Source organism: Paraburkholderia sp. BR10954 (genome assembly GCF_040965775.1).
GTDB classification, from domain to species: Bacteria; Pseudomonadota; Gammaproteobacteria; order Burkholderiales; family Burkholderiaceae; genus Paraburkholderia; species Paraburkholderia youngii.
In genome coordinates this window covers 29,760-45,855 of the sequence record NZ_JBFRCK010000030.1, presented here as the reverse complement: position 1 = coordinate 45,855, position 16,096 = coordinate 29,760, and the positions used below count along the sequence as shown (strand labels likewise).

The window sequence follows — 16,096 nt, the reverse complement described above, 5'->3', positions numbered from 1 at the left end:
GACACGTGCATAAGGGGGCAGACCTCGACGGATTCATATTTCGCGAGTGTTTCCCGTTTGAATAGAAGGTAGCCGGACTAATACCCCATGTCGGTGTCGATGAAGTGTTGCTGGATCAATTGCGCCGTTACGTTGAACAGGCCGTGGCTGCCGACGTTGATGCCAAGCTCAATATATGGACAGACATGCCGCATGGATTCGTCGGCGGCGCGGATCAATTACACGCTGCATCATTGACCTCGAAAGGCATTGGTGCGTTCATTGAGGGGAGACGCAAGGAGAATGAAATGAGAATTGCCGCTCAAATTGCGCATGGTGCTCGCTTTCTCGCCCGAATTCGCACGCTTCGCCGGCCTAAATCTTTCCGCCGGGTCGGCCGCGATCGCCGCCATCTGCGAAGTTTTTCCGAACGTTGCACAATACAGGCGTCGCCGCTCGGCCCGACGCGGTCAGTTTTTCGTCGGCATGCTCGAGCGTCATTCATCCGTTATCAGCCAGTCAATCATGTCAACAGCAGAGGATGAGAGTCTGCCCGGTCTGCTGCCGGGAATGCTGCCGCGATTGTGGGCGTTCTCACTGCGCCTGAGCGGCAACCAGCATGACGCCGAGGACCTTCTACAGCGCGCCTGTGTTCGAGCCCTGGAGCGCGCCCATCAGTTGCAGCCAGGCACGTCAGCGCTTAGCTGGATGTTTTCCATCGTCCACTCTACCTGGATCAACGAACTGAGGTCGCGTAACGTGCGCAAGCGCTCGAGCATGGAGTGGGATGACGAGTTTCTGCAGACAGTCGCCGATCCCGGCGCGCGCACGCCGGAGGAGAACATGCTGCACGGCGAGATCATCGCGGCTGTCGAGCGACTGCCCGAGGCGCAACGAACAGTGATGCTGCTCGTTGCCGTCGAGGGCATGAGCTATGCCGAGGCTGCCGAGACCCTCGGTGTGCCGATAGGCACGATCATGAGCCGGCTGTCGCGCGCACGGCAGACTATTGGCGCGCGATTCGGCAGCCGCGAGGCTTCGACGGCGAGGTCATCCCACAGCGAGCAGGCTGACGATGATCGATGACGCCACCCTGTTAGCCTACGTCGACGGAGCATTGGCGCCGGACGAGTGTGCGCATGTCGAGCGTGCGATCCGCGCATCGGACGACCTGTCGTTGCACCTGTCGACCCTGCGAGCGTCGCAATTGCCGTACGCAGAAGCGTTCGGCAGGCAGGCGTTGCCGCCGCTGCCGGATATTTTGCGCAGCAACGTCGACGAACTGATACACCAGCATCTGGCGGGTGCACGCGCTCCGCAAGCGGCCGATGACGCCACTGCAGTCGCTGCGATTGACCTCCCCGGCGGCGGTCAGTCAGGCGAGTCATGGTTTCCGTCCGGCGCCCACTTCCGTCGACTGAAGCCGCACATCTCGGTGCCGTGGCTCGCGGTCGCTTTCGTCGCGGGCGTCATCTGCTGCGGCTTCGCGTTCCGTCTGTTGCCTCAATTGACGGGCGGCACAGCACTCATCACTGTGTCGAACGATTCGCGCGTGACGCCGTGGATCGCCGTGGCCGCGGGCTACCAGCAGCTTTACACACGCGATACGGTCGCCTCCCTACGGCCCGACCCCCGCGCGACCGCCGCAACCATCGCCGAGATTCGCCGGGACGACGGCCTGGCCATGCAGATCCCCGATCTGCGCGGTCAGGGGCTCTCGTTCAAGCGCGTGCAGCGCCTGAATTTTCGGGGCAAGCCGCTCGTGCAGATCGTCTACCTGCCGGAGCACGGCGCCCCCGTCGCGCTGTGCGTGCTGAAAGAGGCAAAAGCCGATGCTGCGCCCGCGAGCGATCGTGTCGAAGGGATGGACGTCGTGAAGTGGCGGCGTGGCCAACTCGGCTATGCGCTGATTGGCGAGCACGGTGGCCTCAATCTCGAAGCGCTGGGCAAACAACTCTATGACGGCCAGGTGTTGACCACCATCGGCAGCAACGACGCGCATGAAGCCGCCAGCCTGGTCTGATCGGCGGCGCGGCCGCGGTTTGGCGCTGCGCTGGCTCGCGGTGTTCGCGGCGCCCGCGCTGCTCGCCGCGCTGTTCGCCTGGTGCGCGGGGTGGCTCGCGCCGGGCTTGACCGCGCAGCGCATCGTTGATGCATTGGAGGCGACGTCAACGCCGCATCCGGGCTTCCGGCGCAATCATGCGAAAGGCATTTGCGTCACCGGACACTTCGACAGCAACGGCGCAGGCGCACAGCTTTCGCGCGCGAGCGTATTCGACCCGGGCAGCTACGCCATCGTCGGGCGCCTGTCGATACCGGGCAGCAATCCACAAGAGGAGGACAGCGATGGCATGGTGCGTAGCTTCGCGCTGGTCATTGCGCTGCCGCACGGCGAACAGTGGCGCCTCGCGATGAATTCGGCGCCGATCTTCGCGGTACGCACACCCCAGGCGCTATTCGACCAGTTGCGCGCAGAAGCGTCGGATCCACGAACCGGTCATGCCAATCCCGCAAAAATGCAGGCGTTTCTTGATGGCCATCCGGAGACTCGCGCGTTTATAGAGTGGCTCCGTTCGCACCCGCCATCGTCGCGCTTCGGCAACTCAACCTACTACGGTATCAGTTCGTTCCAGACCACCGATGCGCATGGCGTGAAGCGTTTCGTCCGCTGGGACGTTGTACCGGACAGCCCCTGGCGTCCTGTCCAAGCACGCGCCGAAATAGATCGCGATTTCCTGTCGCACGATCTGGTGACGCAACTCGCGAAGGAGCCGTTGCGTTGGCATCTGGTGCTGAGCGTTGCGATGCCCGGCGATCCGATCGACGATTCGACGCAACAATGGAGAGACTCGCCGCAACGCGAGCGGATCGACGCGGGTACGGTCGTGATCGATCGCGCGCAAACCCAGATCGATGGGCCATGTCGCGACATCACGTTCGATCCGACCATTCTGCCCAACGGCATCGCGCCATCCGCCGACCCGTTGCTCGCGGCACGTTCGTCGGCATATGGCGTCTCGTTCGACCGCCGAACGAAAGAAGATGCTGCCGCCGGAGGCACTCGCCACTGAGTGCGGCCTGGGAAGAACGTGCAACCGCGACTATCATAGAGGTTTGACGACGAACGAGCGGTGGTCGTCCTGCCTCGCGCAGACGGCTGCGGACGAAACCCGGTCACGCTCGCTTTCCTTTCAGCCTGGTGACCTATGAGACCCGACGACAGCAGATTGCTCGCGTATGTCGATGGCGAGCTCGGCCCGACCGAGGCGGCATCGATCGAGAAGGAACTCGCCGATTCTCCTGAGTTGCGAGAGAGCGTCAAATTGCTGCGCGCGTCGCAACTCCCTTATCGCGAGGCGTTCGCCACGCAGAAGCTGCCGCCCTTGCCGGTCGAATTGCAACACCAGATCGACGCGATGGCAAACGCCGCGCGGCTCGCGCAATCGAATCACGCTGCAAGCCCGCTGGTACCGGCACGAAGACCGCAGGCACGTCTGTGGCTCGCCGCGGCATTTGTCGCCGGAGCATTTTTCGCGGGCCTCGCGCTGCGGTTCGGCCCCGCATGGCTGGGGATGCCGGGCGGTGGGGGCGGGGGCAGCACGGCCGTAGCATCGGCCGAGGTGTCGCCTTGGATTCGCGCGGCGGTGGACTATCAACGGCTCTTTACGCGTGATACCGTCGCAGACGTCACGCCCGACCTGGAGGCTTCCGCGAAAACCGTCGCGGCGATCCGGCAGGTCGACGGCGTTGCGTTGCGCGTGCCCGATCTGCAAGCGGCGGGGCTGTCGTTCAAGGCAGTCTCGCGCCTGCGGTTCAATGACAAGCCGCTGGTCCAGATTGTCTATCTGCCCGCCCAGGGAGCGCCCGTCGCTCTGTGCGTGATGAAAGACGCGCGACCGGACAAGGCGATTGCGCAACAGCAGGTGAGCGGCATGACCGTCGTATCGTGGCGGCAAAACGATCTCGCCTTTGCGCTGATCGGCAAACCGGACTCTGTCGATCTTCAGTCCATCGCGCAACAGATCACGAACAGCAGCGTGGACGCACTGATCTGATTGGCTTGCGCGCAAGCAGCTTGCCGCCACGTTCGAAGAATCTGATGTGGGAGAGACGCGCTCGCGAAGCACCGCTATTGGCGAGGCGGCATAGTATCTTTCCCGGCTACCCGCGGGTCAAGGCGGCGGATCGTCGAGGGCGCGCAAAAAGGCCGCTCGGTCCGTCTGCGCCGGCAGCGCATCGGCCAATCGCGCGCGGAAGGTCGCCGTGTCCGCGCCACGCGCGGCTTGCTCGGCAATGATGTGCGCAATCGGGCCGACGTGCGATGCGAGCCGCCGTGCAGCGACTTCGACCTGCCGAGGATCGAGCGGCGTGCATGCTGCGGATGCTTTCACCGCAGGCATTGTGCCGCGCATCGAGCCATCGCCCAAAGCGATCACGTGCTGCTCGATCAGCGCATCGAACTCGCGACGCGCCGAGTCGTTGGGAAAATGGCGGGCCAGTTGCGCCGCCAGTTGTGCGGCCACGGTGCGCGAGTCGCTCGCCCGCGATGCGGCGCGCCGCACGATCAGCGATGCAACCGGTCCGACATGGCTCGCGAGGCGCTGCTCCACTTCAGCGAGAAACGCTGGCGGCCAACCAGCCACGGCACTCGCCGCGGGCGCCGCGAGCGCCTCACGTGCCGGCCCTCTACGCACGACGGTACGGTCGGAGTCGAGACGGGCCATCAAGGTGTCTTGCAACGTCAGCAAAGCGTTGCGCCAGCTTTGCGCGGACGCGTACCGGTCCTCAGGCCGCTTGGCCATGGCCTTCAGCACCATGGCATCGAGTTCGACGGGCAGCCACGCGGCATGCGTCGACGGAGCGGGCGGCATCTCGTTCATCACCTGATGCATGACGGCGGCCGGTGCGCCGCTGAACGGGCAAACTCCGCTCAGCATCTCGTACAGCACGACGCCGGCGGAAAACAGATCGCTGCGGGCATCGATCTCGCCGCCCGCATACTGTTCCGGTGACATATAGCTTGGCGTGCCGATCATCATGCCGGTCTGCGTCAGACGTCCCGTATCGAGCTGCGCGATGCCGAAGTCCGTCACCTTGCATTCGCCGCGTGAAGCGATCAGCAGGTTCGCGGGCTTGATGTCACGATGGATCACTCCAAGTTCGTGCGCGTACGCTAGCGCATCGAGCAATTGCGCGAACCACGTGAGCGCATCCATCAACGGTATCGTGCCGCCGTTGCGGGCATGCTGCGCGAGTCGTTGCGCGAGATTTGCGCCGCGCACATATTCGAGCGCGATGAAAGCAATGCCTTGCGCCTCTCCATAGTCGAATACGCCGACAACGTGAGGATGCACGAGTCGTCCTGCCGCGCGCGCCTCGTTGAGAAAGCGGACGGTCAGCTCCGTGCCGGTTGGCTCCGCCGCGCCTTGTCCGTCGTTGAGCAGCGTGGCGTGGATCGTTTTGAGCGCCACCTGGCGCTGGATATGCGGATCGGTCGCAAGATAGACCGTGCCCATGGCGCCGCGTCCGAGCACGCGCTCGATCCGGTACCGGCCGATCTGTGCGGGTGTCGTGGCGGGAGGCGAAGTCATGGCGTCGTTCACGATGGGCGGCCCGCTCACTCCTGGCGCTCCTCGAGAATGTCGAACGCGGTGACGAGGCTCGTTCGCATCCGTCCAAACGACACCGCGAGCGACGCTATTTCGTCACTGCCTCCTGCCGGCAATTCGACGTCGCTGAGCCTGCCGAGACTCACTTCGCCCGCGGCGCGCGACAACATCTGCAAACGCCGCGTGACGAGAAAATGCACCATTGCGTTCAGCACCACGAGCACCACCGCGAACACCGCGGTTAGCGAGAGCATCAGACTGCGCCATACGGCGTGGCCGCGCGCAATCGATTCCGACATTGGCACCGACACGAACTCCGCGCCGATCACGTCATTCATGGGCCAGCCGAAACCGTTGGCCGGTCCGTACTTGTCGAGCATCGTGCTCGGCGCGGCGGACGGCGTGCTGTGGCATTTCATGCAAGTGGTGTCGGTAATGCGGCTCGGATGCGCGAGAAACATCAACTGGTCACCGCCCGGCGTGCGGCGCTCCCCGGTCGCCTCCTTCAATTCCGGATGATCGTGCAGATGTGCGATGACTTCGTTTTCCCAGTCGGTTGGCCGGTCGCGCGGGTTGGTGGGATTGAGCATCGTCGACTTGTACGAGAAGTTCGGAAACGCACTCTGTAATGAGTTCAGCATTTCGATCGCCGAATACGCCGGCACGGACTCCGGCACAAACGAATACCTGATCTGCGTCGCGAGCAGGGGCGTGATGTGCTGGGCCGTGTAGTTCTGCATCGCGGCGGCGGCGCTGAGCAGCACGTCCGCATCGTGACGCGTTTCGTTGAGCGCCTGCTGTTGCAGCACCCGATCCGCGACGACTCCGATGGCCGTCAGGCCGATCGCGAAGACCGCGATGAACACGAGATTGAACTTGATAGCGAGCGAGAGCTTCATGGGCGTACCGAACCGGATGAGTAGCTGGAATGGCTGACGGGTACAAGAACAGCCGCGTCGCCGGATTATTCCCGCTTTCCGACGTACACCGCGGTCTAGCGCATCCCAGATAGTGACGACAGTGGGGCAACGCACGCGAAACACAGCTGCGACCAGCAACACGCACGGAATATCGAGCCGGGCTCGGCTGTTCTGGTGTGTGCAGACGACGGCGAGCGTGATCCGAAGCCCATGCGCAATCCGCACGAAGGATATGGAATAGATCGCGAAGCTGCGCTGTTATGAATGCGTAAATGACGCGCCGCCAACCCGCCGAGTCTATCGAAGGCGCCTCGCGCATCGGCGATCCCTTGTAACTGTACGGACACCTGAGGAAGCGAAGCATGGCTACGAAGCAGAGCAGTCAGAAATTTATTGGACGATATCGGGCTCCACGCGTACAGATCGAGTACGACGTTGAGTTGTACGGTGCGCAGAAGAAGGTGCAGATACCGTTCGTGATGGGCGTGCTGTCAGACCTGTCGGGCGCCAATTCCGCCGATCTTCCGCCGATCGAAGCGCGCAAGGCGCTGGAAGTGGACGTCGATAACTTCGACAGCCGCATGCAGTCGATCAAACCGCGCGTGAATTTCAGCGTGCCCAATACGCTCACAGGCGAGGGCCAGCTCGGCGTCGATATCAGCTTCGAAAGCATGGACGATTTTTCGCCCGCCGAAGTGGTGCGCAAGGTGGACGCGCTCGCGAAACTGCTGGAGGCGCGCACACAGCTCGCCAACCTGGGCACTTACCTGGACGGCAAGGCGGGCGCGGAAAAGCTGATCGCGCAGGCGATCAAGGACCCCGCACTGCTGCAATCGCTCGGCGCGGCGCCGAAACCCGCAGATGCCGATACCAACGCCGCAGCCGCCACCGAAGCCGGACAGGAGTGAGCGTAATCATGGAGATCCAGAAGCAGATCGAGCAGGATGTTGGAGGCGCGGTGAGCCAAGCCAGCGATTTCGCCGCGCTGCTCAGCAAGGAGTTCAAGCCAAAGAACGAGCGCGCGAGGGAAGAAGTCGAATCAGCGGTACGCACCCTGGCCGCACAGGTTCTGCAAGACTCGCACATCGTTTCGGACGATTTGATGCAGACGATCAACGCGTACGTTGCCGAGATCGACCGCAAGCTCAGTGAGCAGTTGAACGCCATCATGCACCACGCGGATTTCCAGAAGCTGGAAGGTTCTTGGCGCGGGCTGCATCACCTCGTCACCAACACCGAGACGGACCCGATGCTGAAGATCCGTGTGGTGAACGTTTCGAAAAGGGAACTGGGGAAGAACCTGAAGCGCTTCAAGGGCGTTGCGTGGGACCAGAGTCCCGTGTTCAAGCGCATCTATGAAGAGGAATATGGCCAGCTCGGCGGCGAGCCGTATGGTTGCCTCGTCGGCGACTACTATTTCGACCACAGTCCTCAGGATGTCGAGATGCTGCGCGGCATTTCGCAGATCGCGGCCGCCGCGCATGCGCCCTTCATCTCGGCGGCGGATTCGACGTTGCTGGGCATGGAAAGCTGGACCGAACTCTCGGGCAAGCGCGATCTCTCGATGATCTTCACGACGCCGGATTACGCTGGCTGGCGTTCGCTGAGAGAAATGGACGATGCGCGCTATCTCGCGCTGACGATGCCACGCACGCTCGCGCGCCTTCCATACGGCGCGAAGACCGACCCGGTCGAAGCGTTCGACTTCGAGGAAGACACGGCAGGCGCGGATTCGTCGAAGTACACGTGGCAAAACGCGGCATTTTCGATGGCGGTCAACATCAACCGTTCATTCAAGTACTACGGCTGGTGCACGCGCATTCGCGGCGTGGAGTCGGGCGGAGCGGTCGACAGTCTGCCGGTGCATACCTTCCCGAGCGACGACGGCGGCATCGACATGAAGTGTCCGACTGAAATCGCGATCACCGACCGCCGTTCGGCGGAACTCGACAAGATGGGGCTGATGCCGCTCGTGCATCGCAAGAATTCGGACATCGCGGCTTTCATCGGCGCGCAATCGGTCGCGAAGCCGGAAGAGTACGACGATCCTGCGGCCACGGCGAATTCGAATCTGTCGGCGCGCTTGCCCTATATGTTCGCGTGCTGCCGCTTCGCGCACTACCTGAAGTGCATCGTGCGCGACAAGATCGGCTCGTTCAGCACGCGCGAACAGATGGAAAGCTGGCTGTCGAACTGGGTCATGAATTACGTCGACGGTGATCCGGTGAATTCGAGCGAAGAAAGCAAGGCACGCAAGCCGTTGGCTGCCGCGCAGGTCGTCGTCGAAGAAGTCGAAGGCAATCCCGGCTACTACACGTCGAAGTTTTTCCTCAAACCGCATTACCAGCTCGAAGGACTGACCGTATCGCTGCGCCTCGTGTCGCGTCTGCCGTCCGCACAGGCGGCTTGAGGCGTCTGCCGCATCCTGGCTTGCAAGCAGGCTCCGGATGCGGGAGCGTTGCGGTACTGATCGTTCGCCGCTACGGCGAAAACATTATTTTGGCTCACTCATAGAGGTCACTATGGCATTCGACATGCACCTGAAATTCGGTTCTGGAACGGTCACGATCCAGGGTGCTTCCAACCATTCGAAGCACAAGAACCAGGTTCCGATCATCGCGTGGTCGTGGGGAGCCAGCAACACCGGCAACCTGCACACCGGCGCGGGGTATGCGGCGGGAGGCAAAGCGAACATTCAGGACATCACCGTCACGAAGTACATCGACAGTTGCTCGAACGCACTCCTGAACGCTTGCTGCACGGGTGCGCGCGTCGACGACGCGTATCTGTACGTCACCAACGCAACCGGCCAGCAGACCGATTTCCTCACCATCGAGATGAGCGAGGGCGTACTGATCACGTCGGTATCGACGGGCGGCAGCGGCGGCGACGAGCGGCTCACCGAGAGCGTCACGTTGCACTTCGGCAAGTTCAAGTATTCGTTCCAGCCGCAGGACGACGAAGGCAAGGCCAATGGCGGCACAAAGGACTTCACCTTCGATATCCAGCAGGTCGCCAAGCAGTAAGCAGGCCGCGGCGCCGGGCCGTTTGCCCGTGCCCGGCTTTCCTGCAGTCGAGAAACCTCGGAAAGGGAGCGCACGTCATGGCAGAACTGCTGCCCCAGGAGCGTCTGCAGCCGTCGCTGCTCGACCGTCTGTCCGATCTCGATCCCGCGCAGCGCGAGGAGAGTCGCGAGCAGCGCATCATTACCGCTGCGCGTTTGCGCGAATACGTGACGCGCGACATCGCCTGGCTGCTCAACTGCACGCGGCAATGGAGCGGCGAAGAGCTGGCCGGATTCCCCCACGTGCGCCGTTCGGTGCTGAACTTTGGAATTCCCGATCTTGCCGGCGCAGCGCTTTCGGGTATCGACGTCGCCGCGTTGCAGAACCGCATCCGCTCGGCGCTGCTCGACTTCGAGCCACGCCTGATTGGCAGCACTGTTCAGGTCAGCGTCGAGATCGATGACACCCGCATGGACAGCCGTTCTCTGCGGTTTGTGGTCGAAGCCGACATGTGGGCCCAGCCGATGCCACTCGCCCTTTATCTGCGCACTGACTTCGATCTCGAAACCGGCGAGTTTCAGGTCTCGCAACACTTGCGTTGAACGTCATGGATCCACGACTCCTGCCTTACTACAATCGCGAGCTGCAACACGTCCGGGAAATGGGCGCGGAGTTTGCGAGCGAGTATCCGAAGATCGCCGGCCGCCTCGGCATGGACGGCCTCGATTGCGCGGACCCCTATGTCGAGCGTCTACTCGAAGGCTTCGCGTTCCTCGCGGCGCGCGTGCAACTGAAGCTCGATGCGCAGTATCCGGTGTTCACGCAGCATCTTCTCGAAATGATCTACCCGCATTACCTGACGCCGGTTCCATCGATGACGGTCGTGCAGCTGCATCCTGATCAGGCGGAGGACCTGCCCGCGGCCGGACACCTGGTCGCGCGGCACACGGTCTTGCGCAGTCTCACCGGCTTCGGCGAGCCTACCACATGCGAATACCGCACCGCGCAGGACGTGACCCTGTGGCCGCTGGCCATGGCGGAGGCGAGCTACTTCGACACGCCCGCGGCGCTTGCCGCCGCGGAGCTCGTGCCGCCGGCGCAAGCGAGCCAGGTACGCGCGGGTCTGCGCCTGAAGTTCAGAACGCTGTCCGGTGTGGCGGTGAACACGCTCGCGCTCGACAGTCTGCCGGTCTTTCTCGCCGGCGCCGGCGAGCTGCCGCGTTTGCTGTACGAGCAGCTGATCGCGAACCGTACCGGCTATACGGTGCGCACGGCGGCGCACGATGGGCACACCGTCGAGATGCACCATGACGCGTCAGCGCTGCGCGCCAAGGGCTTCGACGAACACGATGCGATGCTGCCCTACGGCGGCCGCTCGTTCAGCGGCTACCGGCTGTTGCAGGAATACTTCGCCTGTCCGGAGCGCTTCCTGTTTGCGGAGTTCACCGGCTTGCGAGCGGCGCTCGCGCGTTCGCGGAGCAATGAGTTCGAGATCGTGGTGTGGCTCGACCGCAGTGCGGCGCGATTGCGCCAGGCGATCGATGCGGCCAGCTTTCGGCTGTTTTGCACGCCGGCTGTCAACCTGTTCGAGCTACGCTCCGACCGCATTCATCTGCTGCAGGGCGCAACCGAATATCATGTGCTCGGCGACCGCACCCGGCCGATGGATTTTGAAGTGCATAGCGTACTGGAAGTGCAGGGCTACGGGGACCGCCAGGAGCCGGAGCAAAGCTTCCTGCCGTTCTACGACAGCACCGCGCGCAGCTGGCACAGTCCGCATGCGGCGTTCTATACGTTGCGCCGCGAGCCGCGCCTGCTGTCCCGTCGCCAGAAGCAGCGCGGCGCGCGTTCCAGCTACGTCGGCAGCGAGACGTTTATCGCACTCGTGGATGCCGACGACGCGCCCTATGCGACCACACTGCGCCAGCTAGGGCTGCGGCTCTTGTGCACGAACCGTGATTTACCTCTGCATATGCCGGTGGGCAAGTCGCACACCGATTTCACGCTCGACACCGACGCGCCCGTTTCGTCGATTCGGTGCGTAGCCGGACCGACCCGGCCTCGCGCGCCGGTGGCGAATGGCGAATCCGCGTGGCGCCTGATCAGTCATTTGCAGTTGAATTACCTGTCACTGCTCGACGAAGAGGGAGAAACGGGAGCTGCGGCGCTGCGCGAGATGCTCAGCCTGTATCACGACCCGTTCGACACCGCGACACGGCGGCAGATCGAAGGTATCAAGCATGTCGCCGCGAAGCCGGTCACACGACGCGTGCCGGTGGCTGGACCGGTCACATACGGACGCGGGCTGGAGATTACGCTGACCTGCGACGACGCTGCGTTCGAAGGCAGCGGTGCATTCCTGTTCGCATCGGTGATGCAGCATTTCTTTGCACGCTACGTTTCGCTGAATTCGTTCGCCGAAACGGTGTTGCGCACGCTCGAACGAAATGAGGTGGCCCGATGGCCCGCGAAACCCGGCAAGCGCCCGATCCTGTAACGCTCGCAGCGGCGTTGCATACGAGCCCCCGGGATTTCGAGTTTTTCGAGGCGATGCGCCGCCTCGAATGCGAGTATCCCGAACGGCCGCGGTTCGGTCATTCGACCCGGCCGGCCGAGGATCCCGTGCGTCTCGCGCATGCCGCGACGCTGGAGTTTCCATCGCGCAGCATCGCGCGTTTCGAGCCGGAACAAAACGGCCGGTCGGCGCGCGTGGTCGGGCTGTTTCTTGGCTTGTTCGGGCCGAACGGACCGTTGCCGTTGCATCTCACGGAATACGCGATCGAGCGCGAGCAGAACGCGCGAGACCCAACGCTGGTTGCGTTCGCCGACGTGTTTCATCACCGGATGCTGAGCCTTTTCTATCGCGCGTGGGCCGATGCGCAGCCCACTGTGCAGCTGGACCGCCCGCAAGACGACCGGTTTCGCACGTGGATCGGCGCGCTGATCGGCATCGCTACGCCGCATCTCGACGGGCGCGATGCGCTGCCGGATCAGTACAAGCGTTTCTTCGCCGGGCGGCTCGTGCCGCAGGCGCGCAATGCCGAAGGGCTCAAATGTTTCCTCGAGCATTACTTCGGGGTGCGGATGGGCGTGATCGAGTTCGTCGCCGGGTGGATGAAGTTGCCGCGCGACGCACATTTGCACATGGGAAAGAGCATGGCGGCAATGGGCCGCGATGCATTGCTCGGTGCACACGTGCATGGCGCGCAGCAGCGCTTCCGGCTGCGTGTCGGGCCGCTGACCCTCAACGAGTTCAATCGCTTCCTTCCGGGTGGCGACACGCTCGCGCAACTGGTGGCGGCGGTCAAGCTGTACGTGGGCGACGAGCAGGGCTGGGACGTGCAACTCGTGCTGAAGAAAGAGGAAGTTCCGCTGACGCATCTGGGGCGAGCCTGCAGGATGGGCTTCAACACCTGGATGGGCCGCTATCCGAAACCGGGCGATGCGGACGAGGTCGTGTTCAGTCCGGTCGAATGAAGGCCTTCGTGCGTGGACTCGCGCATTGTTCAACTGAACCGGCGGCGGCCTTGCGGCCGCCTCACGGTCACACAGGATCGAAATCATGGCAGACATCAGTCGCGGCGCCTTGTTCGGCAAGCTCAATGCGCTGGCCTACAGGGGCATCGAAAGCGCTACCGTGTTTTGCAGGCTGCGCGGCAACCCATACGTCGAACTGGTGCACTGGATTCATCAGATCCTGCAGTTGCAGGATTCGGATCTGCATCGCATCGTGGGGCATTTTGGCCTCGATGCTTCGCATCTCGCGCGAGACGTCACGGCCGCCCTCGATCGTTTGCCGCGTGGCAGTACCAGCATCTCCGATCTGTCCGCCGAAGTGGAAGAAGCAGTCGAACGTGGCTGGGTATTCGCCACGCTGCTGTTCGGCGAGAGCCAGGTGCGCACCGGTTATCTGATCGTCGGCTTGTTGCGCACGCGGCATTTGCGCCGCGCATTGCTGGAGGTGTCGGGAGAATTCGCCGCGCTTCGGGTCGAGAGCCTCGTCGACGATTTCGCGCGGATCGTCGAAGGCTCGCCCGAAAACGGTCAGCACGCCACGGACGGATTTCAAGCGAGCGCGGACATACCAGCCGAAAGTGGCGCCGCGATCGCGCCTGCCCAGTTGGGCAAGCAGCAGGCGCTGCGGCAATTCACGGTCGATCTGACCGCGCAGGCACGCGACGGCAAGATCGATCCCGTGGTTGGCCGCGACGGCGAGATTCGCCAACTGGTCGACGTGCTGATGCGCCGGCGCCAGAACAACCCGATGCTTGTCGGCGAGGCGGGTGTCGGCAAGACAGCCGTGATCGAAGGATTCGCACTTCGCATCGCGCATGGCGACGTGCCGCCGCCGTTGCAGAACGTGCAGGTGCGCACGCTCGATATCGGCCTGCTGCAAGCCGGCGCGAGCATGAAGGGCGAATTCGAGAACCGTCTGCGCCAGGTGATCGACGAAGTGCAGTCGTCGCCGAAGCCGATCATCCTTTTCATCGATGAAGCGCACACGCTGGTCGGCGCAGGCGGCGCGACGGGCACCGGCGACGGGGCGAACCTGCTCAAGCCCGCGCTTGCGCGCGGCAATCTGCGCACGATCGGCGCGACCACGTGGGCCGAATATCGAAAGCACATCGAAAAGGACCCGGCATTGACGCGGCGTTTCCAACCCGTGCAGGTTGACGAGCCCAGCGAAGCAAAGGCCATCCTGATGCTGCGCGGCACCGCGAGCGTCATGGAACAGCATCATCGTGTGCAGATTCTCGATGAGGCGCTCGAAGCCGCTGTGAAGCTTTCGCATCGCTACATTCCTGCGCGTCAATTGCCGGACAAGGCCGTGAGTCTGCTCGATACCGCGTGCGCGCGCGTTGCGATCAGCCAGCATGCAGTACCGGCGGAAATTGACGACGCCCGCAAGCGGATCGAGGCGCTACAGATCGAACAGGGAATCATTGCCCGAGAGAAATGTATCGGCATCGAAGTTCAGGCGCGCGAGTCGCAGGCTTCAACAGCGCTCGATACGGAAAGACAGCGTTTGCTGGAACTCGAAGCCGCGTTGAGCGACGAGAAGTTGCTGGTCCAGCAGATTCTCGCGTTACGCTCCCTCCTGCGAAGCGAGGCAGCGCCGCCCACGCTCGATGATCACACCAGGGCGGAGGCGCTAGCCGAGTTGAAACAGCTGCAATCGCAGCTTACCGGGCGGCAGGGCGAAAACCCGCTGATCCTGCCGAACGTCGACTATCAGGCGGTTGCCTCGGTGGTCGCCGACTGGACCGGCATCCCGGTCGGCCGGATGGTCCGCAGCGAACTTCAGACGGTGATGAACCTTGCTCGTCTGATGGGCGAGCGCGTCATCGGGCAGGACCACGCGATGGAGATGATCGCAAAGCGCATCCAGACATCGCGGGCCGGGCTCGACAACCCCGATCGACCCGTCGGCGTATTCCTGCTGGCCGGCACGTCGGGTGTCGGCAAGACCGAGACCGCGCTGGCGCTGGCCGAAGCGCTGTACGGCGGCGAGCACAACCTCATCACGATCAACATGAGCGAGTTTCAGGAAGCGCACACGGTCTCCACGCTCAAGGGTGCGCCGCCTGGTTATGTCGGCTATGGCGAAGGCGGCGTACTGACCGAGGCCGTGCGACGTAAGCCCTACTCGGTCGTGCTGCTCGACGAAGTCGAGAAAGCGCACCCCGATGTCCACGAAATCTTCTTTCAGGTGTTCGACAAGGGCGTGATGGATGATGGCGAAGGCCGCTCGATCAATTTCAGGAATACGCTGATCCTGTTGACGACCAACGTGGGCACCGATCTGATCGCCCGGTTGTGCAGTGACCCTGAGCGGACGCCGGATGCCGGCGCGCTCGCCAAGGCGTTGCGCGAACCGCTGCTCGATGTGTTCCCGCCCGCATTGCTGGGCCGCCTCGTGCCGGTCCCTTACTTCCCGCTCAGCCCCGTGATGCTCGCGAAGATCGTGAAGCTGCAACTGGAGCACATCAAGCGGCGTGTCGAGGATCGCTACAACGTGCCTTTCGCCTATGACGACGCCGTGGTGCAACTCGTCGTGAGCCGCTGCACGGAGAGCGAATCGGGCGGCCGGATGATCGACGCGATTCTGACCAACACCATGTTGCCCGCGATCAGCCACGAGTTTCTCGATCGCATGATACGTGGCGAGGCTGTGGCGCGCGTGGACGTCGGCGTGGCGGACGGCGAATTCGCGTATCGCTTCGTGGCGAATGTTCAACCCGCCTCGCAGCTATCCTCAGTGGAGTAAACCGACGCGACGACGAAATTGACGCTCGAATTGAAACCTCACGCTTGCTCGCGGTTCTTGACCGAGTTTCGCCAGGTGGTCATCAAAGGCGAGCTCACCGGGCTTGTCAGAAAGTGGCTTCTCGCGATAAGGCAGGACCTTCAGGAGCGGATTAAAAAGGTCTCTTACCAGCCGGACAACCTCCTCGCGTGGAAGAACCAGCTGAACGCCAACGTCTTTCCTCAATGAGCCAGCGGGATCGTCGTTGCGTATCCGGAGGGAATAGGTCGGGCACGTCGGGTGTTCTGTTTGTTGAAAGGCAACAGCAACCCATCG

15 protein-coding genes are annotated in these 16,096 nt (G+C 63.0%); 12 read left to right on the top strand and 3 right to left on the bottom strand.

The genetic code is table 11. The annotated features are described in order from the left end of the window. Positions 1–77 precede the first annotated feature (77 nt). Positions 78–218, bottom strand: coding sequence for a hypothetical protein (locus tag AB4Y34_RS31275; protein ID WP_368718207.1), 141 nt, complete (start codon positions 216–218; stop codon positions 78–80). Positions 219–504: 286 nt separating this feature from the next. On the opposite strand from AB4Y34_RS31275, the gene AB4Y34_RS31270 reads away from it, so the two are divergent. From AB4Y34_RS31270 to AB4Y34_RS31255, 4 genes are all read left to right on the top strand, one after another. Continuing rightward, the gene (locus AB4Y34_RS31270; RefSeq protein ID WP_368718255.1) at positions 505–1,065 is read left to right on the top strand and encodes an RNA polymerase sigma factor; all 561 of its coding nucleotides are present in this window, start codon (positions 505–507) and stop codon (positions 1,063–1,065) included. Further along, positions 1,055–2,002: an anti-sigma factor gene (locus AB4Y34_RS31265; protein ID WP_368718206.1), complete on the top strand. Its 948-nt coding sequence runs from the start codon at positions 1,055–1,057 to the stop codon at positions 2,000–2,002. The genes AB4Y34_RS31270 and AB4Y34_RS31265 overlap by 11 nt, the downstream gene beginning before the upstream one ends. Beyond that, positions 1,980–3,050 carry a catalase family peroxidase gene (locus AB4Y34_RS31260; RefSeq protein ID WP_368718205.1) on the top strand — a complete coding sequence of 357 codons (1,071 nt, stop codon included), beginning with the start codon at positions 1,980–1,982 and terminating at the stop codon, positions 3,048–3,050. Before AB4Y34_RS31265 ends, AB4Y34_RS31260 begins: the two co-directional genes overlap by 23 nt. Positions 3,051–3,185: 135 nt before the next feature. Continuing rightward, on the top strand, positions 3,186–4,034 hold the full coding sequence (locus tag AB4Y34_RS31255) for an anti-sigma factor (protein WP_368718204.1): 849 nt from the start codon (positions 3,186–3,188) through the stop codon (positions 4,032–4,034). 117 nt (positions 4,035–4,151) lie between these two features. On the opposite strand, the gene AB4Y34_RS31250 is transcribed toward AB4Y34_RS31255, so the two are convergent. Continuing rightward, positions 4,152–5,570: a serine/threonine-protein kinase gene (locus AB4Y34_RS31250; protein ID WP_368718203.1), complete on the bottom strand. Its 1,419-nt coding sequence runs from the start codon at positions 5,568–5,570 to the stop codon at positions 4,152–4,154. Between the two features lie 26 nt (positions 5,571–5,596). Continuing rightward, positions 5,597–6,487 (bottom strand): DUF3365 domain-containing protein, encoded by an 891-nt coding sequence (locus AB4Y34_RS31245; RefSeq protein WP_368718202.1) that lies wholly within the window; start codon positions 6,485–6,487, stop codon positions 5,597–5,599. 383 nt (positions 6,488–6,870) lie between these two features. Here AB4Y34_RS31245 and tssB point away from each other — a divergent pair, with 383 nt between their 5' ends. The 8 genes from tssB to AB4Y34_RS31205 all read left to right on the top strand — a co-directional run bounded on the left by tssB (position 6,871) and on the right by AB4Y34_RS31205 (position 16,009). After that, entirely contained in the window at positions 6,871–7,416 is a 546-nt protein-coding gene (gene tssB / locus AB4Y34_RS31240) for a type VI secretion system contractile sheath small subunit (protein ID WP_368718201.1), read from the top strand. A gap of 8 nt (positions 7,417–7,424) precedes the next feature. Continuing rightward, entirely contained in the window at positions 7,425–8,918 is a 1,494-nt protein-coding gene (gene tssC / locus AB4Y34_RS31235) for a type VI secretion system contractile sheath large subunit (protein ID WP_368718200.1), read from the top strand. Positions 8,919–9,030: 112 nt separating this feature from the next. Then, positions 9,031–9,534 carry an Hcp family type VI secretion system effector gene (locus tag AB4Y34_RS31230; RefSeq protein WP_368718199.1) on the top strand — a complete coding sequence of 168 codons (504 nt, stop codon included), beginning with the start codon at positions 9,031–9,033 and terminating at the stop codon, positions 9,532–9,534. A 77-nt stretch (positions 9,535–9,611) separates the two neighbouring features. Beyond that, positions 9,612–10,115 (top strand): type VI secretion system baseplate subunit TssE, encoded by a 504-nt coding sequence (tssE, locus tag AB4Y34_RS31225; protein WP_368718198.1) that lies wholly within the window; start codon positions 9,612–9,614, stop codon positions 10,113–10,115. A gap of 5 nt (positions 10,116–10,120) precedes the next feature. Next, complete coding sequence (tssF, locus tag AB4Y34_RS31220) at positions 10,121–12,010, top strand: type VI secretion system baseplate subunit TssF (protein WP_368718197.1); 1,890 nt, start codon at positions 10,121–10,123, stop codon at positions 12,008–12,010. Next, the gene (tssG, locus tag AB4Y34_RS31215) at positions 11,974–12,990 is read left to right on the top strand and encodes a type VI secretion system baseplate subunit TssG (RefSeq protein ID WP_368718196.1); all 1,017 of its coding nucleotides are present in this window, start codon (positions 11,974–11,976) and stop codon (positions 12,988–12,990) included. Before tssF ends, tssG begins: the two co-directional genes overlap by 37 nt. 85 nt (positions 12,991–13,075) lie before the next feature. Beyond that, positions 13,076–15,781, top strand: coding sequence for a type VI secretion system ATPase TssH (gene tssH / locus AB4Y34_RS31210; RefSeq protein WP_368718195.1), 2,706 nt, complete (start codon positions 13,076–13,078; stop codon positions 15,779–15,781). Positions 15,782–15,799: 18 nt separating this feature from the next. After that, positions 15,800–16,009, top strand: coding sequence for a hypothetical protein (locus tag AB4Y34_RS31205; protein ID WP_368718194.1), 210 nt, complete (start codon positions 15,800–15,802; stop codon positions 16,007–16,009). Positions 16,010–16,096: the final 87 nt, after the last annotated feature.